Origin of the sequence: Gluconacetobacter entanii, assembly GCF_003206495.1 — a bacterium.
Taxonomy (GTDB): domain Bacteria; phylum Pseudomonadota; class Alphaproteobacteria; order Acetobacterales; family Acetobacteraceae; genus Novacetimonas; species Novacetimonas entanii.
The window spans coordinates 34,676-54,834 of the sequence record NZ_NKUF01000012.1; the positions used below are offsets into that span (position 1 = coordinate 34,676).

General features: G+C 59.3%; 16 protein-coding genes. 12 read left to right on the forward strand and 4 right to left on the reverse strand.

The features are described from left to right. The first annotated feature begins 83 nt into the window (after positions 1-83). The 7 genes from CFR72_RS07345 to CFR72_RS07375 all read left to right on the forward strand — a co-directional run bounded on the left by CFR72_RS07345 (position 84) and on the right by CFR72_RS07375 (position 7,105). A complete protein-coding gene (locus CFR72_RS07345) occupies positions 84-560 on the forward strand; it encodes a hypothetical protein (RefSeq protein ID WP_110913342.1) in 477 nt (158 codons plus the stop codon). A gap of 104 nt (positions 561-664) precedes the next feature. Continuing rightward, positions 665-1,465, forward strand: coding sequence for an OmpW/AlkL family protein (locus CFR72_RS07350; RefSeq protein WP_110913343.1), 801 nt, complete (start codon positions 665-667; stop codon positions 1,463-1,465). Between the two features lie 4 nt (positions 1,466-1,469). After that, positions 1,470-2,840 (forward strand): oxygen-independent coproporphyrinogen III oxidase, encoded by a 1,371-nt coding sequence (gene hemN, locus CFR72_RS07355; protein ID WP_110913344.1) that lies wholly within the window; start codon positions 1,470-1,472, stop codon positions 2,838-2,840. Between the two features lie 32 nt (positions 2,841-2,872). Further along, positions 2,873-3,523: a 2OG-Fe(II) oxygenase gene (locus CFR72_RS07360; protein ID WP_244182204.1), complete on the forward strand. Its 651-nt coding sequence runs from the start codon at positions 2,873-2,875 to the stop codon at positions 3,521-3,523. A 169-nt stretch (positions 3,524-3,692) separates the two neighbouring features. Continuing rightward, entirely contained in the window at positions 3,693-5,330 is a 1,638-nt protein-coding gene (locus tag CFR72_RS07365) for an electron transfer flavoprotein-ubiquinone oxidoreductase (RefSeq protein WP_110913346.1), read from the forward strand. 84 nt (positions 5,331-5,414) lie between these two features. Next, positions 5,415-6,164, forward strand: coding sequence for an electron transfer flavoprotein subunit beta/FixA family protein (locus tag CFR72_RS07370; protein WP_110913347.1), 750 nt, complete (start codon positions 5,415-5,417; stop codon positions 6,162-6,164). A 2-nt stretch (positions 6,165-6,166) separates the two neighbouring features. Next, positions 6,167-7,105 (forward strand): electron transfer flavoprotein subunit alpha/FixB family protein, encoded by a 939-nt coding sequence (locus tag CFR72_RS07375; protein ID WP_110913348.1) that lies wholly within the window; start codon positions 6,167-6,169, stop codon positions 7,103-7,105. A 173-nt stretch (positions 7,106-7,278) separates the two neighbouring features. Here CFR72_RS07375 and CFR72_RS07380 read toward each other — a convergent pair whose 3' ends face one another. Further along, positions 7,279-7,482 (reverse strand): hypothetical protein, encoded by a 204-nt coding sequence (locus tag CFR72_RS07380; RefSeq protein ID WP_110913349.1) that lies wholly within the window; start codon positions 7,480-7,482, stop codon positions 7,279-7,281. Between the two features lie 572 nt (positions 7,483-8,054). On the opposite strand from CFR72_RS07380, the gene CFR72_RS07385 reads away from it, so the two are divergent. From CFR72_RS07385 to CFR72_RS07405, 5 genes are all read left to right on the forward strand, one after another. Then, positions 8,055-9,551 (forward strand): MATE family efflux transporter, encoded by a 1,497-nt coding sequence (locus CFR72_RS07385; RefSeq protein WP_110913381.1) that lies wholly within the window; start codon positions 8,055-8,057, stop codon positions 9,549-9,551. A gap of 461 nt (positions 9,552-10,012) precedes the next feature. Further along, positions 10,013-10,825, forward strand: a complete 813-nt coding sequence (locus CFR72_RS07390; RefSeq protein WP_110913350.1) for an ABC transporter permease — start codon at positions 10,013-10,015, stop codon at positions 10,823-10,825. 93 nt (positions 10,826-10,918) lie between these two features. After that, positions 10,919-12,031 (forward strand): lipopolysaccharide biosynthesis protein, encoded by a 1,113-nt coding sequence (locus CFR72_RS07395; RefSeq protein WP_146220674.1) that lies wholly within the window; start codon positions 10,919-10,921, stop codon positions 12,029-12,031. 214 nt (positions 12,032-12,245) lie between these two features. After that, entirely contained in the window at positions 12,246-13,376 is a 1,131-nt protein-coding gene (locus CFR72_RS07400; protein WP_244182201.1) for a polysaccharide biosynthesis/export family protein, read from the forward strand. 454 nt (positions 13,377-13,830) lie between these two features. Next, positions 13,831-14,460, forward strand: a complete 630-nt coding sequence (locus CFR72_RS07405; protein ID WP_110913353.1) for a sterol desaturase family protein — start codon at positions 13,831-13,833, stop codon at positions 14,458-14,460. A gap of 667 nt (positions 14,461-15,127) precedes the next feature. Here CFR72_RS07405 and CFR72_RS07415 read toward each other — a convergent pair. The 3 genes from CFR72_RS07415 to CFR72_RS07425 all read right to left on the reverse strand — a co-directional run bounded on the left by CFR72_RS07415 (position 15,128) and on the right by CFR72_RS07425 (position 20,150). After that, entirely contained in the window at positions 15,128-16,741 is a 1,614-nt protein-coding gene (locus CFR72_RS07415; protein WP_167400322.1) for a glycosyltransferase family 9 protein, read from the reverse strand. A 441-nt stretch (positions 16,742-17,182) separates the two neighbouring features. After that, positions 17,183-18,652: a mannose-1-phosphate guanylyltransferase/mannose-6-phosphate isomerase gene (locus CFR72_RS07420; protein WP_167400323.1), complete on the reverse strand. Its 1,470-nt coding sequence runs from the start codon at positions 18,650-18,652 to the stop codon at positions 17,183-17,185. Between the two features lie 289 nt (positions 18,653-18,941). Continuing rightward, complete coding sequence (locus CFR72_RS07425) at positions 18,942-20,150, reverse strand: glycosyltransferase family 4 protein (protein ID WP_110913355.1); 1,209 nt, start codon at positions 20,148-20,150, stop codon at positions 18,942-18,944. Positions 20,151-20,159: the final 9 nt, after the last annotated feature.

Consider the following 20,159-nt stretch of genomic DNA (forward strand, 5'->3'; position numbering starts at 1 on the left):
GATATAAATCAATGCAGAGCCCCGATCCCAATCCGGTAAACCATAATGATTAACAATCTTTGGACATAAGGATGCCGCCCCCAGTGCCTGGACATTCCTCCCTGACGGTACGGCGGCTTGGCGCTACGGACATTCTGGTACTTTACCACCTGGTCCAGCAGGCCTTTCCGGAGATGGAGCGGCGGCGCTGGATGGATGTCGGCCGCCGGATGTCGGTACAACGCAAGCGCCCGCGCCAGGGGATCCTGGTCGCGCAGTACGGCACCAGGGGCCTCCCCTGCGCCATGGCGACCTATCGCCGCGATTTCGACATCCGCTTTGGCCAGGTCCTGACCAGCGACCACTGCATCGTCATGACACCCGGCGATGCGCAGCAGGTCATCGACGCGTTTCACCCGGTCATGACGCAACTGGCGCAGGAACTTGGCTGTCATGCAATGAGGACAATGCAGCCCATCGCAAAAATGACAACGCTCCCACAAAAAGTGTGTCCTGCCGAACACATAGTCGAAAGAACACTGCTTTTGACGGAAATTAACGGTTTCTCGCCCCCCGCCTGATTGATCCATATCAAGGTGCGATGTAAGCGCCCCATGATTGTTGCCAGTCATCAAAACACGTTGATTACGACGACACGTCGTCAGAATGAAAAGGTCCGCACCAGATGAAGAAAATGCGTAACACTGCCCTTGCGGCGGCGCTGGGCGCTGCGGCTATCGCGCCTGTCGCGGGCCATGCTCAGACTGCGACGCCGTCCACCTATGTCAACGCGCCGCTGTCCGCGCCTGTCGCCCCTTCGCGCCAGCATGGCCACTGTGGCATTTTCGAGACATGCTCCAGCACCAAGATCGGTCTGGGCAATGGTGACTTCATGATCCGCCTGTCGGCCGTCGGCGTCCTGCCGGAAGACCGTGACAGCAAGGTCTGGGCCAATGGCGCGACGCTGACGGGCACGCGCGTCAAGACGACCGACCAGGTCATGCCGGAACTGACGTTCGAATACTTCGTTACCGATAACATCTCGCTGGACCTGATCGCCACCAGCACGCGCCACGAAGTGCAGGCCAATGGCGGCGCGCTGTCCGCCCTGACGGGTGCGAGCAAGACCGACGTGGGAAGCGCTTGGGTGCTGCCGCCGACGGTGACCGTCGCGTGGCATTTCCGCCCGCACAAGCGCCTGAACCCGTATGTGGGCGTGGGCGGCACGTTCATGTGGTTCCACAACATGAACGCCAGTGGCGCGCTGGGCCTGACGAAGCTGAACTCCGGCTTTACCGGTGGCCCGTCGATCAATGCCGGTGTCGATTACCAGCTGGTGGGCAACTGGTTCTTCAACTTCGACGTGAAGCAGATGTTCGTGCGCATGCACGCATGGGCTGAAAACGGCGGCGAAACCCTGAAGGTCCGTGCGCACGACTCGCTGGATCCGACGGTCGTCTCCGCCGGTATCGCCTACCGGTTCTGATGACATGAACGTGGCGGACCCCGCCGCGCTGGCTGCGCGGTACGCCCGGAACCTGCCACGTTACACAAGCTACCCCACGGCGGCGCAGTTCACTGACGCCGTGGGGCCGGACGACGCCCGCGACTGGCTGCGGGCCGTCCCTGCGGGGGATGCGCTCTCCCTCTACCTGCATGTTCCCTTCTGCGACACGCTGTGCCGGTTCTGCGGCTGCAACACCGCCGTCCTGCGCAGTGCCGACGCCCTGGCCGCCTATGCCGCCCTGCTGATCGAGGAACTGCGCCGTATCACCAGACAGCTTGGCACCGGCCATTCCCTCTCTCACCTGCAATGGGGCGGGGGCACGCCGACCACCCTGCCGGTGGGCACGTTGCGGCAGGTGATGCAGACCATCCGCAACAGCTTCACGCTGCTCCCCGATGCCGAAATCAGCATCGAGATCGACCCCCGACACCTGCCCGCGCATTATCCTGCCGTCCTGCATGAACTCGGCTTCAACCGTGCAAGCCTCGGCGTGCAGGACATCAATCCCGCCGTGCAGGAAGCCTGCGGCCGTATCCAGAGCCTGGAGCAGACCACGGCCTGCATCGACGCGCTGCGTGGGGCGGGGATCGACTCGATCAACATCGACCTGATCTATGGCCTGCCACGACAGAATGTGCAGGGCGTGCGCGACACGGCCACCGCCATCGCCGCACTCTCTCCCGACCGGCTGGCCGTGTTCGGCTATGCCCATGTGCCGTGGAAGCAGAAGCGCCAGAACCTGATGCCCACGGGCGAACTGCCCGACGCCATCGCGCGCTTCGAACAGCGTGCGGCCATCAACGACGCCCTGTGCGCTGCCGGCTACCTGCCCGTCGGGCTGGACCATTACAGCCGCCCCGACGATCGCATGGGGATTGCCGCGCGCGACGGCACGCTGCATCGTAATTTCCAGGGCTACACCACTGACCCGGCAACGGTCCTGATCGGTGTGGGGGCATCGGCCATCTCCTCCTATCCGCAGGGCATGACGCAGAACGCGGTGTCGTCCGCCGCCTATGCCCGCCTGATGGGGGAAACACCCGACAGCCTGCCGGTTGTCCGGGTGGTGCGTCGCACCATGGATGACCGCCTGCGTGCGCAGGTCATCGAACGGCTGATGTGCGACATGGATATCGACCTTGATGCCTTCACCACGCGCCACGGCCTGCCGCAGGACAGTTTTGATGACGACATGCGCAAACTTTCTGGACTGGAAGCGGACGGATTTGTCATCATCTCCGGGCGGCGACTCCGCGTGACCGAGGAAGGACGCGCCTTCCTGCGCCATGTGGCCGCCGCCTTCGACCGTCACCTTGATATGGACATGCCCCAGCGTCACGCCAGCGGAGTATGAGCATGCCTTCCCACGCCTCATCATCCGCCGCCATGCCGGGCATCGTGGACAGTCCCGTCATCTCCGCCCTGCGCACGGCACGCTGCACCGATGATCCATTTCCACACTGGAACATGGACAATGTCCTGCCGCCGTCGGTTACGCACTCCCTGCTGGCATGGGACCCGGGGGCGACGTTCCACGCGGGCGAAAGCGGCGGGCGGCGCGACGTCCGCAACGGGCACCGGATATTAGTGACACCTGCGGGCCGTGCGCGTGACCCCGAACTCGACCACCTGGCGCACCTGTTCGACGCCCCTGCCGCACGACAGCATTTCGAGCGGACCTGCGGCATCGACATTGCGGGGACGTTCCTGCGGCTGGAACTGTGCCTTGACACGGACGGGTTCTGGCTGGCGCCGCATACCGATATCGGGGCCAAGCGGCTGACGCTGCTGATCTCCCTTTCCACCGACGCCGATGCCCGTGACTGGGGCACCGACCTGCTGACCCCGCAGGGGCAGTCGGTGGCGCGGGCGTCGGGGGCGTTCAACTCCGGCCTGCTGTTCATCCCGTCCGACCGGTCGTGGCACGGCTTCGTCCGCCGCCCCATCACCGGGCTGCGCCGGACGCTGATCGTCAACTATGTCGGCCCCGAATGGCAGGCGTGCGACGAACTGGCATTCCCGCCCGCGCGGACCTGACCGGCACGCCAGACCTGCCCTGTCCGGCCTGTGGATATGCGCCACATGCGCAATATACATGCACACAAACCTTTATTCCCGTTTCAAACGGTTCTAGGAAGCGTTGCTACATGTGGTATCCCACCTATCCATGTCATCCCGGTCATGACGCAAGAGGACAGATCTAGGTATGAGCGAAAACCCGCGCGAGATTATGGAATTCGACGTCGTAATCATCGGCGGCGGTCCCTCCGGACTGGCGGCGGCCATCCGGCTGCGCCAGCTGGCGCCCGACACCAGCGTCTGCCTGATTGAAAAGGGCAGCGAGATCGGGGCGCATATCCTGTCGGGCGCGGTGATCGAGCCACGCGCGCTTGATGAACTCCTGCCGCACTGGCGCACCAGCGGCGCGCCGCTCAACACCCCCGTCAGCGAGGAGCACATGCTCTACCTGACGCCGTCGCGCGGCTATCGCATCCCGATGCTGGATCGGGTGATGCCGCACATGCGCAACCACGGCAACTATATCGCAAGCCTGGGCGAGGTCTGCCGCTGGCTTGGCGCACAGGCCGAGGAAATGGGCGTGGAGATCTATCCCGGTTTCGCCGGGGCGGAGGTCCTGACCGAAAATGGCCGCGTGGTGGGCGTGGCCACCGGCGACATGGGCGTGGGACGCGATGGCAAGCCGGGCGACAATTACGCGCCGGTGATGGAACTGCGCGCGAAATACACCATCTTCGCCGAGGGCTGCCGCGGGTCGCTGACGAAGCAGGTCATGGAGATGTACAACCTGCGCAAGGGCGTCGATCCGCAGACCTATGGCCTGGGCATCAAGGAACTGTGGGAAATCCCCGCCGAACTGCACCGCCCCGGACTGGTGCAGCACAGCTTTGGCTGGCCGCTCGATGACCGCACCTATGGCGGGGCGTGGATGTACCATTTCGGGGAAAACCTCGTCTCCTACGGCTTTGTCGTCGGGCTGGATTATCCCAACACGTGGCTTTCCCCGTTTGACGAGATGCAGCGCGTGAAGCTGCATCCCTCCTTCCGCCCGTATTTCGAGGGTGGGCGCCGCCTGTCCTATGGCGGGCGCGCCCTGTCCGAAGGCGGGCTGCAGTCCATCCCGCGCCTGACCTTTCCCGTCGGCATGCTGGTCGGTGATACGGCGGGCTTCCTCAACGTGCCCAAGATCAAGGGCACCCACACCGCGATGAAGTCGGGCATGCTGGCGGCCGAGGCCGTGGCCGAAGCCTTCCTGACCAACCGGGTGGAGCCGGGTTCCTACACGCGGCGGATCAGGGAATCCTGGCTGTGGGACGAACTGCGTGGCGTGCGCAACATCCGCCCGGCCTTCGCACGCTTCGGCATGAAGGGCGGCGCGCTGTATTCCGGCATCGACGCCATGCTGCTGCGCGGTCGCGCGCCTTGGACGCTCCATACCCGCCATGCGGATAACGAGACGCTGGAGCCTGCCTCCATCTCGCCGAAGATCGACTATCCCAAGCCGGACGGCAAGATCACGTTCGACAAGCTGTCGTCCGTCTTCCTGTCGAACACCAACCACGAAGAAGACCAGCCCGTGCACCTGAAGGTGCGCAGCATGTCGATGTGGAAGACCGTCAACTGGGACGTGTTCCGCTCCCCCGAAAGCCGCTACTGCCCCGCAGGGGTGTATGAGGTCGTGGACGAGCAGACCAACCCGACATTGCAGATCAATTCGCAGAACTGCGTCCACTGCAAGACATGCGACATCAAGGACCCGACCCAGAACATCGACTGGGTCACGCCCGAAGGCGCGGGCGGTCCGAACTATCCCGGCGGCATGTAACCCCATGCCCCACCGGCGCCATGGCTTCGTCGTGGCGTCGCCTCTTTTTGCTCCCCCATCCAGACACAGACAGGAAGATATGTGATGAAGGTTCTTGTCCCCGTAAAACGCGTGATCGACTACAACATCAAGCCGCGCGTGAAGGCCGACGGCACCGGCGTTGAAACCGCCGGCGTCAAGATGTCGATGAACCCGTTTGACGAAATCGCCGTCGAGGAATCCGTCCGCCTGAAGGAAAAGGGCGTCGTCACCGAAATCGTGGCGGTGTCCATTGGCGAGCCGAAGGCGCAGGACACGCTGCGCACCGCCATGGCCATGGGTGCTGACCGCTCCATCCTGGTGGAAACCGAGGCCGTGACCGAACCGCTCGCGGTTGCCAAGGTGCTCAAGGCGCTGGTGGAAAAGGAAAAGCCCGACCTGGTCATCCTGGGCAAGCAGGCGATTGATGACGACATGAACGCCACGGGCCAGATGCTCGCCGGGCTGCTGGGCTGGCCGCAGGGCACGTTCGCCAGCAAGGTGGAACTGCATGACGGCAAGGCGACCGTCACGCGCGAAATCGACGGCGGCCTGCAGACTGTCGAACTTGCGCTGCCTGCCATCGTCACGGCGGACCTGCGCCTGAACGAGCCGCGCTATGCCTCGCTGCCGAACATCATGAAGGCGCGCAAGAAGCCGATGGAAAAGATCACGCCCGCCGACGTGGACGTGGACATGACCCCGCGCCTGAGCATCGTGTCGGTGGCCGAACCCGCCGGGCGCAAGGCGGGCATCAAGGTGGATTCCGCAGCAGAACTGGTCGCGAAGCTGCGTAACGAAGCAAAGGTGATCTGATCATGACCGTACTCGTACTTCTCGACCACGAAAATGGCGCCATCCGGCAGGCGTCGCGTTCCGCCGTCGCCGCCGCGTCGAAGCTGGGCGATGTCGATGTGCTGGTCGTGGGCCGCAACGCTGCCGAGGCCGCGCAGGCCGCGGCGAAGCTGCCGGGCGTGAAGAAGGTCCTGTCCGCCGCCGATGCCACCAGCGCCGACGAACTGGCCGAACCTGTCGCCGCCCTGCTGGCCTCGCTGGCGGATGGCTACAGCCACATCCTTGGCGCATCGAGCGCGAACAGCAAGAATATCCTGCCCCGTGCGGCAGCCCTTCTGGATGTGCAGCCGATCCCCGATATCGTCGAGGTCATCGACGCCGACACGTTCGTGCGCCCGATCTATGCCGGCAGCGCGCTGGCGACGGTGAAGTCGTCCGATGCGAAGAAGGTGCTGACGGTTCGTGCCTCCGCCTTCGATCCTGTTGCGACGGAGGGTGGTTCCGCCCCGGTCGAAAGCGTCGCCACCCCGGCGGGCGAGGATAAATCCAAGTTCATCGGCACCGAACTGTCGCAGTCGGAGCGTCCGGAACTGGAATCCGCGCGCGTCGTGGTGTCCGGTGGGCGCGGCATGCAGAACGAGGAGAACTTCAAGCTCCTCGAACCGCTGGCCGACCGTCTGGGTGCCGCCATCGGCGCGTCGCGCGCGGCGGTTGATGCAGGCTTCGTGCCCAATGATTACCAGGTGGGCCAGACCGGCAAGATCGTGGCGCCGGAACTGTATATCGCCATGGGGATTTCCGGTGCGATCCAGCATCTGGCGGGCATGAAGGACAGCAAGGTCATCGTGGCCGTGAACAAGGATCCGGAAGCCCCGATCTTCCAGATTGCCGACTACGCGCTGGTGGGGGACCTGTTCGAGGTGCTGCCCGCGCTGGAAGCCGAACTCGACAAGGCGGGCTGATCCCGTCATTCATGGGCGCTGCCCCTGAACCCCGCCAAATGGCATTGCCCTTTGGAAACCATGACTTCCGGACGTTTTTGGGTGCCGCCTTTTACCTGAAAAGGCGGCATTTATCAGGGTGCAGGGATCGCGATCCCTGCCGGGTCCGGGCAGAGCCCGGCTCTATCCCACCCTCAGTCCTCGCCCAGCACGGCGCGCGCACGGCGGACCACCGTGTCATACTCTTCCTGCGTCAGATCCCCCCGATGCAGCATCTCGCTCGCCCGGGCAAGGGCGTCGCGGGCATGCGTTTCATCAGGGATGGGATAGCGCCGACCGGGAAGGGCAAATGCCGAATCCGGCAATGCATTGCGTTCTGCTGCTGTCAGTCTGGACATGATCCGTCTCCTCCATGCCGTTCATCCGGGCCATCTCCGTATGGAATGTCCCATACGGACAGATTACGCCGACACAAAAGCCAGGCAATGCACAAAACGCGGTCATATGCCCCTAAAACAATGCACGACTGACACGCTATACGGCTGAAAAGCGGGTCAAAAAAAACGGGACACATCGCCAATGCAATGTATCCCGTCAGTTGATCACACATGAGAGCATCATGTGGAATTTTATACCAGACCGTATTCAGTCCAGACGTTTCAGTATTTGGCGAAGTCACGCTGACTTCATGACGCATTATTGGCACCGATCTTTTTTCAGGTCAACATAAAAAACAAAATAATTATCTCTTTTACTTTTTTTGCACTGCACAATCGACACCAAAATATAGACACAAATGACACATATCACTGCACCGGTCGCAGATGATGGATTATTCACCCACGGGGGACCTGCGGCATGTTCCTGATCCCCCGGATATCCTATATGATGGCCCCATGACCCGCATGACAGGCTTCGGCCGATCTCGCATGAATGCCCATCGCGGCCGGACCAGCATTAGATGACGCGCATGCGACAGGGCACCTCCACACGACGACATGCCGCGTTCTGCCAGGGCAGCATCATGCGTCATGTGGTCGTCATGGCGGGAACTGGCGCCATCGGGTTGATGGCCGTGTTCATGGTTGACCTGCTGAACCTGTTCTACATCTCCACCCTGCACAATCCGGCCATGACCGCCGCCATCGGGTTCACGGCCGCGGTCGGGTTCATCCAGATCGCGGTGTCCATCGGCATGTCGATCGGGCTAGGCGCGACCACCAGCCGTCAGATCGGGGCCGGGCATCATGACATGGCCCAGCGCATCGCATCTTCGTTTTTCGTGGTGATGCTGATCCTGACCAGCCTGATCGGCTTTGGCACCGCCCTGCTGGCGCATCCCATCTTGCATGCACTCGGCGCGCATGGGGAGGCCGAGCATCAGGCGGCACTTTATCTGTACATTTCCTCTCCCATGCTGCCATTGATCGCGGCGGGAATGGGATGTTCCAGCCTGCTGCGCGCGGTGGGGGCGGCGCAGCAGTCCATGAATGTCACCTTGGCGGGGGCGCTGATTTCTGCCCTGCTGGATCCCGTGCTGATCCTTTGGATGCACCTTGAACTGCAGGGCGCGGCCTTCAGCACGCTGGCGTCACGCGCGCTGGTGGCCGCACTGGGGGCCTATTGCGCACGGCAGCATGACCTGCTGGCCTGGCCTGTGGTGCGGTTCATACGGACCGACACCCATCGGGTGGGACAGATCGCGATGCCAGCCATCCTGACGAACCTTGCCACCCCAATCGGCGGGATATTCGTCACGCACGCCATGGCGAGTTTCGGCCTGTCCGCCGTGGCGGGACAGGCAACCATCGACCGTATCGTCCCCGTGGCCTTTGCTTTCGTCTTCGCGCTGACGGGCTCGATCGGGCCGATCATGTCGCAGAACCTCGGCGCGGGAAAACCCGAACGGGTGCATGAAACGCTGGTATCTTCGCTGAAGCTGGTGCTGGGATGCGTGGCGCTGACATGGGCGATCCTGTTTTTCGGACAGAATGTCGTCATTCACATATTTTCGGCCACAGGCACGACCGCCAGCCTGATCCGCCTGTTCTGTAACTTGACCATTGGCGGCTATTTCTTCATCGGCATCCTGTTCGTCGCGAATTCCGCCTTCAACAACCTTGGCCATCCGCTCTACTCCACGCTGTTCAACTGGGGGCGGGCGACGCTGGGCACCATTCCCTTTGTCTGGGTCGGCATGCATTTCGGCCCCATGGGCGTGCAGGTCGGGCAGGTGCTGGGAAGTGTCCTGTTCGGGGTGTGTGCGGTGATGGTGGCGTTCGGTGTGGTGCGCAACCTCAAGGTCGAACCCGCGGCGATCCATCCGGATTCCATCCCCTCCCTGCCCCCCGCCCAGAGTGCGGAAAGCGCCATGATCGAACTCGACGACCTGGATAACGAGGCGCAGGAATATGAGCAAGGCGAAGAGGATGCACGGGACCTGTCCCTGTCTCGCAGCGGCGGATGAAACCGATGCAGCCCGTCCTGTCATGCACGGGGCTTCAGGATGGAAATGTTTCCGGCCTGTTTCCCTTCGTCAGGAAAAAGTGGTTGTCAGATTCATGCAACGGGGCAAAAATCCGTGCACTCTCCTTACTGCCACGGCGGCCCTGCGGATCACTGCGGTTCTGTCTCGACAATCACCAACGGCTAAGGTAATGGAGGCGGCTGTGTATTTCATTCGTTGCCACAGGAGCATCACTGACAACTCTGGATGGAAAGGCATGTGGCTGATCAGCCTGAAATCTGATTTTCCGGGATGCGGGGCATGGCTATTCCCAGCGGAAGCTGGCGCACTGTGATCCTGTCCCCTCCATGAGTTTCCGAGCAGGTTCCAACATGACCGAAGAAATCATTTTGCGGAGATCGGCAGCAGTGCCCAGTCTTTTTGTGTGCGACAATGTGCCATGGTTCTCAGGCCATTAAGACATGACACAAGTTGCGAAAAAATATAACGAACTTGCCATCCTGAAAAGTGGCTTCGAGACACAGTGGCATGTCCTCGGCGCCTTGATCATCCGCGAACTGCACACCCGTTTTGGCCGCGATAACATCGGCTTCCTGTGGATCATGCTGGAACCCTCGATGCTGACGCTCGGGGTCTCGGCGCTTCATGCGGCCCAGGGTCCCTTCATGCATATCGGCATGCCGACGGGATCCTTTCTGGTGTCAGGATATACCTTTTTCTGCCTGTTCCGTTCAGTGGTCAACCGTTCAGGTGGCGCCATCGAGTCCAACCGTTCCCTGCTTTACCATCGTATCGTCACGATTTTCGACATCCTGCTGTCACGTGCCCTGCTGGAAGCAGCGGCGACCGTGCTTGCCGTGATTTTCCTGTCCCTGCTGATGCAGTCATTCTCCTTCGGCTTCCTGCCGGAACGTCCGCTGCTGATGATCTGGGGACTGGTGCTGCTGACATGGCTTTCGTTCGGCCTGTCCATGCTCCTTGCCGCCTACAGCGAAAAATCGAGCACTGTGGAACGGCTGTCGCATCCGCTCATGTATCTGAGCATGCCGCTTTCGGGGGCCTTCACGATCCAGCAGACCATGCCGGACCCGTTCAGGTGGTATCTTTCGTGGTTTCCAACGACGGAAATATTCGAAATCATCCGTGAAGGACAATTCGACTTCTACGAAAGCGATTACACCTATCCGGCCTATGTAATCGGGTGGTGCCTGGCCCTGACCTATCTGGGCCTGATCAGCATCAGAAACGTTCGCAAGGACATACATCTGGGCTAGATGGCCTGATGAGACCCGTATGCACCATGCCCTGCCATATCCTAGACAAGAGGTAGTATGATCAACGCTGATTCGCCGGATGCGGTATCTGGTATGACGGCATTTTTGCGACGACATGCACCTGTCCTTATTGTCGTGGTCCTGCCAACCGTCCTCGCACTGCTGTACTATCTCTTGCTTGCAAGTGGACAGTACGAGTCCGAAGCCGCCTTCGTGGTCAAGAACAGCCGTCCTTCCGTGCGTAGCGCATCGGCAGGCGACGGCATGATGGGGGGTGGCGGTGCCATGGGCATGGCCATGACCAGCGGCGCCCTGGCGGAAGGGTTCGCGGTCAATACCTATATGAAGTCCCACGACGCGGTGAACTCCCTGCAGAAGCGTCTGGATCTGGTCTCCATGTTCCGGCATCCGGACACGGATTTCGTGTCGCGGATCTTCTATGCGCACCCGACCCCGGAACGCCTGCTGTGGTATTACCTGCGCCATGTGGACGTCGTCTTCCATGAAGATACCGGCGTGACGACACTTGACGTCCGTGCGTTCCGGCCGGAGGAAGCGCAGCGGATTGCCGAGGAACTGCTGAAGCTGGGTGAGGAGCGGATCAACGAATTCAATCGCCACGTGTCGGAGAATACGATCAAGATCGCCGATCATGAGGTGGAGATCGCCGAACAGAGGGTGAAGGAAGTCCAGCAGCGCATGACGGAGTTCCGTCAGAAGTCGGGCGACCTGGACCCCACCAAGTCCAGTGTCGTGGGCATCAGCCTGATCGGGCAGTTGCAGACCGAACTTGCCCAGGCCGACACACAGTTGACGCAGATGCTCCGCACGATCAGCCTGTCCAGTCCGCAGGTCCAGACCCTCAAGCAGCGCATCAACGCCCTGAATGCCCAGATCGAGGCACAGCAGGATCTGGCCCGCAAGAACAAGGGCGTCTCGCTCAATATCGCGGATTATGACCAGCTGATGCTGGAACGCGAATTTGCCCAGACCACTTATATGTCAACGGCATCGGAACTGGAGGAGGCCCGCGCGTCCGCCCTTCAGCAGCAGGTCTATGTCGTGCGGGTGGTGGAACCCAATTTGCCTGGCATGCCGACATATCCCCATACTATCCTGATGGTGCTTGCCGTGTTTGTCGGTTCAAGCCTGACCTTCATGATCGGGCGGATGCTGATTACGGGTATGCGCGAACATGCGATCTAGATTATGCAGAGGCAGGCTGCATCAGGGCCTGTCCAGACTGAAGATGAGGATGCTGCCTGAAAGTCTCCCCAAGGGCGTAGGTAACATGGATCCGGCCGGAGCTGTTCCGGGCTCCGCTTTCGAGTGAAAGAAAATTTCCAGCGCGATGTTCATACAATCCTTCGCCTTCTTGCAAAAAGCTTCCCTGGAATGGAAAAAAGCACTTGCGGTCAGTGTGCTCTCAGCCGTGCTGCTGGCGGGGTGCGACACCCTGCCGGATAGCGGCCCCACGGAATCAGGCGTCAAAAGCGCCCAGTCCAATCCAAAGAAGAACACCATCGGGTATGGGATCGTACAGGTCAGCCCCGACCTTATCACGCTGCTCAATAGCGAAAGCCCGCCGCTATTCTCGAACATCGAGCAGTCGCCCGCCATGTCGCATTACAACAGCGATCGCGCCGGTCCGGGCGATACGCTGGAAATCGATGTGTATGAAATGGGCGACAGCCTGTACGTCTCGCGCCCCAGTTCCGCCAATGCCTCCGAAGTTGCCAAGAGGGGCAATTTTTCGGCCATTGTCGTCAACGGCGACGGCACGATCGATATGCCCTATATCGGGCATATCCGTGTCGAGAACCTGACCTCGGATGAGATTGCCGACAAGATCCGCGCCGGCATGAAGACGCAGTCGCAGGCCCCGCAGGTCATGGTGCGGATCTCCAAGAATCTTGCGAATTCCATCATCATTTTTGGCGATATCCGCAGGTCCGGGCGACTGCCCCTGTCGTTACATGAAGAACGTCTGGTGGATGTCATCGCCCTGTCCGGTGGGGGCCTGCACCCGTCCGAAGATACGATGGTCCAGTTGACACGCCATGGTCAGATCGCCGAAGGGCCGCTGAAGCTGATCGAGGACGATCCAGCACAGAACATCATGATGGAGGCGGGCGACCGGCTGCAACTGATTTACGAACCCCGGACGTTCACGGTCTTTGGCACCGCGGGCAAGCCGACGGAGACAGCCTTCAGCAAATCCAGCGTCAACCTTGCCGAAGCCCTGGCGCGCGTCGGCGGTCCTGCGGATTCCCGCGCGGACCCGAATGCGATCTTTGTTTTCCGGTATGAAAGTTCAGATATCGCGGAGCGTCTTGGCCTGCCGGTCAGTCCAGACAGCAAGACGACGCCCATTGTCTATCAGCTTGATATGATGAATCCGGCCAGTTTTTTCCTGGCGGAACATTTCGTCATGAAAAACAAGGATACCATCTTCATCGCGAACGCAAAGAGCAACAAGGTCTCCAAAGTATTTAACCTGATCAACACACTGATTGCGCCAGGCATGTCCGCTGGCCGCTCAATGCAGTAAAGATTTATTTCCATATGTAAAATACATATTCATGCCGGGAAAAAGGTGAGTATGGGACATATGTAGGAAAGGTGTCCCGTTTTTATGATTTTATTCCCTGCTGAAACTACTTACGGTATGTCATGAATTAAGTACATATTATGCCATATTTGTCATATAAGCATATCATGTATGGATATGGCTTTTGCCCTGTGGCAGGGGTTCAGGCCACGTGAAAGACGATTGTGAAGGATCGGGAAGAGATGGCCGTGCGGATTTCATCGGTGAAAGAACTTGATTCCACTCCCTGCGCTTCGTATCTCAGGGTATCGGATACGCATGGCGTCGTTATCTGACCTTATGGACCGTTGGGAGGTCAAGGACAGCCGTTCACTCTCGTTCAGAATAGATCGGTACGCACCACAGGGCATTCTCTGCGTTATGTTCTAAAATCGGTTTTTCAAAGGTAGCCAGCATGCAGAATAACAATAAGCAGAAGAAGGAGGAACCGATACGGCTTTTCAAGAATTCCGTACTTGAACGCTTGACCTTGCTGTCCTTTCCTATTTTTCTGAGCGTGTGGCTGCCGACCCTGCTTGTCGCCCTGGCCTATGGGGCATGGCATGCGGTTTCTGTGCTGTCCTTTGTGATCTGTGTTTCCATCGGGGCCGCCATCTGGTTCCCGACGGAATATGTCCTGCATCGTTTCCTGTTCCACCTGCAGGCCCGCTACGCCGTGATGCAGTCGCTGGTTTACCTGGTCCATGGCAACCATCATGACCAGCCGAACCATCAGCTGCGCAATCTGATGCCGCTCAGCGTCACATTGCCATTAGGCGCGATCATCTGGGGTCTGTGCGTCTTCTTCATGGGCGCGGGACGGGGGGGAAGTCTGGCGGCCGGATTTTTCTGCGGCTACGTGTTTTATGATGTGATCCATTATTCGTGCCACCAGTTCCCGATGCGCGGGCCGGTGTTGCGCAGGCTGAAAATCCATCACATCAATCACCACTACCGCAATCATCATACCAATTACGGCATCACGACCACGTTCATCGACCGTGCCTTTCGCACTCTGATGGTCCTGCAGCAGAAAAAGACCTGAGCCACCTTCACGGCGGTTGCTGGCGAAGAACGAAAGGCCTCCGACGCTTCCCAGATGTCGGAGGCATGTAACATCTGCGTTATCCGGGACCGGAACCTGTTCCCTGCAATCTTGGTAACGTCCTTCAAGGTCCGGCCCCTTTCCTGACAGGCAGGGCCTTCGTGCCTCCGGATATGGATCCGTCGGCCCATACCGCGAATGAGCTCCGGTAAGACATTCATAATAAACGGTTTTTTACACCTGCCGCCATGAGAACATGCACATGCATCTCATACTCCTGCGCGGATGCCGTCCGATGAACATGACTGACAGTATTTATCCCGGCAACGCGTTACATTTTGTTCTTGGGGTTGGCATAGGGAAGGAGATTAAATTAGGTCTCCGACCGGGATGTCGGCCCATTGCGCGAGGGTTTTCAGCCATTTCCTGAGCGAGTGGTGATTGAAGCGCCATTCACATTCGGTCAGGAAAAGGTGAAAGTCCTGCCGAGATATTCCATTGCATCACCGCAGATGGCGCTTCGCCTGGTGCCAGAAGGCATCTTTTGGCGGCAAGAGCCAGCCTGCTGCGGCGACGTGCTTTCATGCGACATATCAAGCCTTTATTGGCTTAACTATGCCAGCCCCGAACTTTTATGATGTTTATCAACCATCCTTTTAACCTACCGCTAGGCAGGGGAGGGCTGGTTGAGGAGCTTGTCCACAACAGCAATGACATCGTTTGCGGGGATACTCCGGATACAGATGGCCTCCTTGCCACATTGCGCCAGATTGTTGATACCGCATCCGGCACAGGGAACCTGCCGGGTAACGATGACGCCGCCACGGTTTTGGCCCCATTCCTGCCAGTTCAGGCGCGGGATGGAGACGCTGACCACATTCGGAACTCCCCGTATGGCCGCAAGGTGCTTGGGCCCCGTATCATTACCCACGAAAAGACGCGCATGGCTGATGAGGATATCGAATTCGAAGGCCGGAACCAGTTCAAGGAAGATAATGTTGGTGGCATCGCCACAGCGCCTCTTTTCCTGCTCTGACAGGGGATTATCGCTAAAGAAGACAACCGGCATGCCGTGTTTGTCCGTTACGTCGCGCGCCAGTGCCATGAAGTTTTCCATCGGCCACTGGTTGATCGGGTGTCGCGCGCCCGAATGGATCACTGCGTACTGACCAGGCTTCAGGCCATATTTCTGAAACACCGGCGTTTCATCGGCATTGGCCACACGTGGCACAACGGGTTGTATCTGGCGCATTGCCGTTTCAAGCGCCTGCACCAGCATCGTGATATGGGCCGCATGATTGACGATGGCCTTCGAATTGATCTTGTCACGCGAAATGACCTCGATCCCGAAATCGATGAACCGGAAATGCTCCGGCTTGAAACCCACGCGATAATGGGCATCGCACAGTTGCATCAACGGCTGGCTTTCATCACCAGGCGACAGGTCGATGGCAAGGTCGAAACTGCGTCCGTTCAGGGCGGCACGGACCTGTGCTTCCGCCTCTGCGGTCAGGAACCGTTCTTCGCTTTCATGCGAATATCCAAGGGAAATCGTCATGAATTCATCTGCGATCCCACTGGCCTGCAGGATCGGCTGGACAAACTTCTGCGTCAGCACCGTAATCGTCGCATCCGGGAAAAGCTGACGAATACGGACCATGGCCGGCATGGAGGCGGAAACATCGCCCAACTGATCGATACGCAGGATCAGGATCGACCTGATCGGGCGCGAAAACATGCTGTTGCGGGGATGATGCACGGCTACGGGACGGCTCGTGATGATTTCCGGCAGGTCACGATCAAGGTAGGGTTCCGCCGGACTGGGCACGAAGGCATCCGACTGCGCCGCGTCTTCTCCCACTTTTTCAAGCAGCATTTCCTGCGGCATTTTCCCGACAAAACGGCGCATATGGGCCACACGGGTCGTACCCGAATAAGCATGTATGTGCAGTTTGTGCGCACCGGCAGGCAGCTTGCTGGAATCAAGCCAGATATTCGCCGACCAGACATCAACCCCTTTGTAACTCGACACGAAAACGGGCGCACTCTGTGCCAGTACCGTCGGATCATCATCGAGCGTCAGCGTCGCCGAGGTCAGCGTCCTGGTGGAGTAGATCAGCACCCTGACCGCCACGACACCCGACAGGACGGGACGCTCGATCGGGTTTTTCAACCATCCGATCTGCTGCAGGTACATGCGGTACTTGAAGGGAATAACAGGGAACAGGTAATGAAATGCTGAAGTACGGTTGAGAACTTTATACAGATAAAAACGCCGCAAGGCAGGCAGGGTGCCCGAAGGTGACCCCAGTTTTTTTAGCAGCGCATCGGGTATGCTATCAATTTTCTCGACTTTTTCATAAATATTATCTGAAGATGGCATATCCTGAACTCAACCCCTGTTTTCCTGAAAACGCTTGCCTGCTGATTGATGACATATAGCATCAAATCATTCTATTCTAAGATGAAAGTGGAAATATGAAGGCATGGGCCTGCCGGGGCCGTGCCCTTTCAATATCCCTGTTCCCATAAATCACGCTACCAACGGGAATATCCGCTGACATTTGAAACCGCGGAAGGAAACAGGAGGATATTCCGTCATCCTGTGCAGGAAGGCATAAAGGAAGAAGGGCATCAGCCTGCACCGTGTCATGCCCCGGTCCCCACCGTCACGACCTGACGGCGGGAACAGAAGGCATCCTGCGGTACCGGCAGGATTTATTCACTTACGTGCGTAATCATCTTCAATCCGCACGATATCGTCTTCGTCCAGATAGGGGCCGGACTGCACCTCGATCAGGGTCAGCGGGATGCGACCGGGATTGAGAAGGCGATGGACCTCGCCCAGCGGCAGGTAGATGCTCTCGTTTTCGCGCACCATATGCTCTTCCTTGCCACGGGTCACGATCGCCGTTCCTTCCACGACAACCCAGTGTTCCGCACGGTGGTAATGTTTCTGCAGCGACAGTTTGCGGCCCGGGTTCACCATGATCCGCTTCACCTGGAAACGGTCGCCTTTCGTCAGACCTTCATAAAAGCCCCACGGACGGTAATTGCGGTTATGCGTCCTCGCTTCGGGGCGGTCCGCCGCCTCCAGTCGCGACACGATCTTCTTGACGTCCTGCGCATGATTTCGGTGCGACACCAGCACGGCATCCTGCGTCACGACCACGATCAGGTCATCGACCCCGCTGACTGCTGCCACAATCCCTTCGGAACGCACATAGCAGTTGTGGCTGTTGGCAAGGAAGACATCCCCCACCGCGACATTGCCGTCATCATCCTTGGGGCTGAGATCCCATAATGCATCCCAGCTACCGACATCGGACCATCCCAGATCCGCAGGTATGACCGCCGCATGCTGCGTCCGTTCCGCAACGGCATAATCGATCGAGATGTCAGGCGCCCGGCCGAAGCTTTCCGGATCAAGGCGGATAAAGTCCATATCCTTCGTCTGGTGTTCGATGGACTGGCGCACCGCCGTCACAACGTCAGGAGCATACCGTTCCAGTTCATGCAGGATCGTGGAGGCGCGAAACAGGAACATGCCTGAATTCCACAGATAATCCCCCGACGCCAGCATCGCTTCGGCCCGTGCGGTATCCGGCTTTTCGATAAAGGCCGATACTTCATAAACGCCTTCGTCACCCGAAAGGGGGACACCCTTCCGAATATATCCATATCCCGTATTTGGCCCGGTGGGCTGCATCCCGAACATGACGATCTGCCCATCCTGCGCCGCCCGTACCCCATGGGCCAGCACTTCCTTCAGGGAATCTGGCCGGCCGATGGAGGCATCGGCGGCAATGATCCACAGGATGGCGTCAGGATCCGTTTCGGCAACGATCATGGCAGCCGCGGCAATGGCGGGTGCCGAATTGCGTCCCGTCGGCTCCAGCACGATACGGGCATCGGTAATCCCGACCTCACGCAACTGCTCGGCAACGATGAAGCGGTGTTCCTGATTGCACACGACCACTGGCGCATTGAGCGTGCAGTCCGTTCCCCGCAGCGCTGCTTCCTGAAGCAATGTCTGTTGTGAAAGGAGCGCCCAGAACTGTTTGGGGAAACTCTTGCGCGAAACCGGCCACAACCGGCTTCCCGATCCACCGGACAGGATGACAGGGATGACGTTCCTGGAAATACCTGATGTTTTTTCTGATTCTGGCGTGCTTTTTGTAACGGCAGACATTAAAAACTCCAAATCTATGCGAAATTTACTTGTTAATTACCGTGTCGTGGTGATTACATTAAGTAAACAGAACACATCCATTTTCCAGTATCGTCAGAAACCGGTTGCATAATTCCCTGCACTCCAACTCAAACCACGCTGCACGACTTATAATGACAGGATTTTTTTCATAGGTCCGACCTCACGACAGATGCGGCATTTCGTAAAATACGGTCGGTTCGATCCAAAGTTTCGATATCATGCACAGTTGATCGAAACATTCTCCCCGTCCGGGTGCGTTTGCGTGCACCTACTTTTCCTCAAGGAAAGCAAGGCCGTCCCGAACCTGCTGCGGCCAGGGAAACAGCGCCGCCGAGGCGACACGATCCCCCGGACGATGGGCGTCGATACTGCCCGTCATCAGACCTTCAATCGCGTTACGCCAACCCGGCCCGTCAAGCGGGTCAATAAAGGTCGCGGCCTTTCCCGCCACTTCATGAAAAACCTCGATATCGCTGCAGACGCATGGGACATCCAGTTTCAGCGCTTCGGACAGGGGCAGGCCGTACCCTTCGGAAAAGGAGGGAAACAGCAGTCCGCGCGCCCCCCGCAGCAGTGCCGTGACTTCAGGATCGGACTGGCTGTTGCATTCCCGGACGATGCCCTGCAGCGACGGGCATCGTTCGATCATATCCACGATATTTTCGTTTTCCCATCCACGCCGCCCCACCAGCACCAGATGCGGTACCGGCGCATCCCCCGCATTTTCCACCATGTCGCGCCACAGGTTCAGCAGCAGGAGATGGTTCTTGCGCGGCTCGATCGTCCCCAGGCAGACAAAATAGGGATGCGAAGACACAGCCCCACCCGCCGGGACAGGCGGGGCGTCCAGCACCCCATGCGGCACCACGCGGATGGGCAGGTTCGTGCGTTTGTGACGCGCGTAACGCAGCAGGGATTCCTCCACCACACGGGACGGCACGATGACGCCCCGTGCCAGTTCGAGGACGGTGTTCATCCGGGCCTCATGCCGCGCGGGTTCACGCGGCCGGGCATATTCCGGGAATTCGATGGGGATGAGGTCATGTACCATCGGGACAAAGCGTGCCGCATGCTGACGCAGGAAGCGCACAATGCTGCCGGGACGGTTCAGGTGGTGATGCGACAGCAGCAGATAGATCGCCTGCCGGTAGGTTCCGGCGACCTTCGGCGTCTGCCCGCGCCGCAGCATGGCCCTGCCAACCATAAGTCGGGCCGCCCGCCTGACGTCACAGCACAGATCATGCTGTCCGCGCCATACCTGCTCCGTCAGGCGTATGAACTGTTCCGCCTCGGCAAAGGGGAGCAGTACGATCTGCCCCAGCGGCGAGATCGCCACGAACGTCACCCGCCGCGCATCGTGGCGCAGCAGGTAATCGGCATATTCAAATTCAACCCGGTCTATCCCGGTTGGCACCACATGTCCGGCGCGCGCGATCAGACGTGAGATATCCAGATAGAGATACGAGGTTTCAGGCATGAGGAAGGG

Excerpts from the sequence above, each read along its gene's own strand:
- CFR72_RS07350 (WP_110913343.1), top strand. The coding sequence starts at position 665 with ATGAAGAAAATGCGTAACACTGCCCTTGCGGCGGCGCTGGGCGCTGCG.
- hemN (WP_110913344.1), top strand. The coding sequence starts at position 1,470 with ATGAACGTGGCGGACCCCGCCGCGCTGGCTGCGCGGTACGCCCGGAAC.
- CFR72_RS07360 (WP_244182204.1), top strand. The coding sequence starts at position 2,873 with ATGCCGGGCATCGTGGACAGTCCCGTCATCTCCGCCCTGCGCACGGCA.
- CFR72_RS07365 (WP_110913346.1), top strand. The coding sequence starts at position 3,693 with ATGAGCGAAAACCCGCGCGAGATTATGGAATTCGACGTCGTAATCATC.
- CFR72_RS07370 (WP_110913347.1), top strand. The coding sequence starts at position 5,415 with ATGAAGGTTCTTGTCCCCGTAAAACGCGTGATCGACTACAACATCAAG.
- CFR72_RS07375 (WP_110913348.1), top strand. The coding sequence starts at position 6,167 with ATGACCGTACTCGTACTTCTCGACCACGAAAATGGCGCCATCCGGCAG.
- CFR72_RS07380 (WP_110913349.1), bottom strand. The coding sequence starts at position 7,482 with ATGTCCAGACTGACAGCAGCAGAACGCAATGCATTGCCGGATTCGGCA.
- CFR72_RS07385 (WP_110913381.1), top strand. The coding sequence starts at position 8,055 with ATGCGACAGGGCACCTCCACACGACGACATGCCGCGTTCTGCCAGGGC.
- CFR72_RS07390 (WP_110913350.1), top strand. The coding sequence starts at position 10,013 with ATGACACAAGTTGCGAAAAAATATAACGAACTTGCCATCCTGAAAAGT.
- CFR72_RS07395 (WP_146220674.1), top strand. The coding sequence starts at position 10,919 with ATGACGGCATTTTTGCGACGACATGCACCTGTCCTTATTGTCGTGGTC.
- CFR72_RS07405 (WP_110913353.1), top strand. The coding sequence starts at position 13,831 with ATGCAGAATAACAATAAGCAGAAGAAGGAGGAACCGATACGGCTTTTC.
- CFR72_RS07420 (WP_167400323.1), bottom strand. The coding sequence starts at position 18,652 with ATGTCTGCCGTTACAAAAAGCACGCCAGAATCAGAAAAAACATCAGGT.
- CFR72_RS07425 (WP_110913355.1), bottom strand. The coding sequence starts at position 20,150 with ATGCCTGAAACCTCGTATCTCTATCTGGATATCTCACGTCTGATCGCG.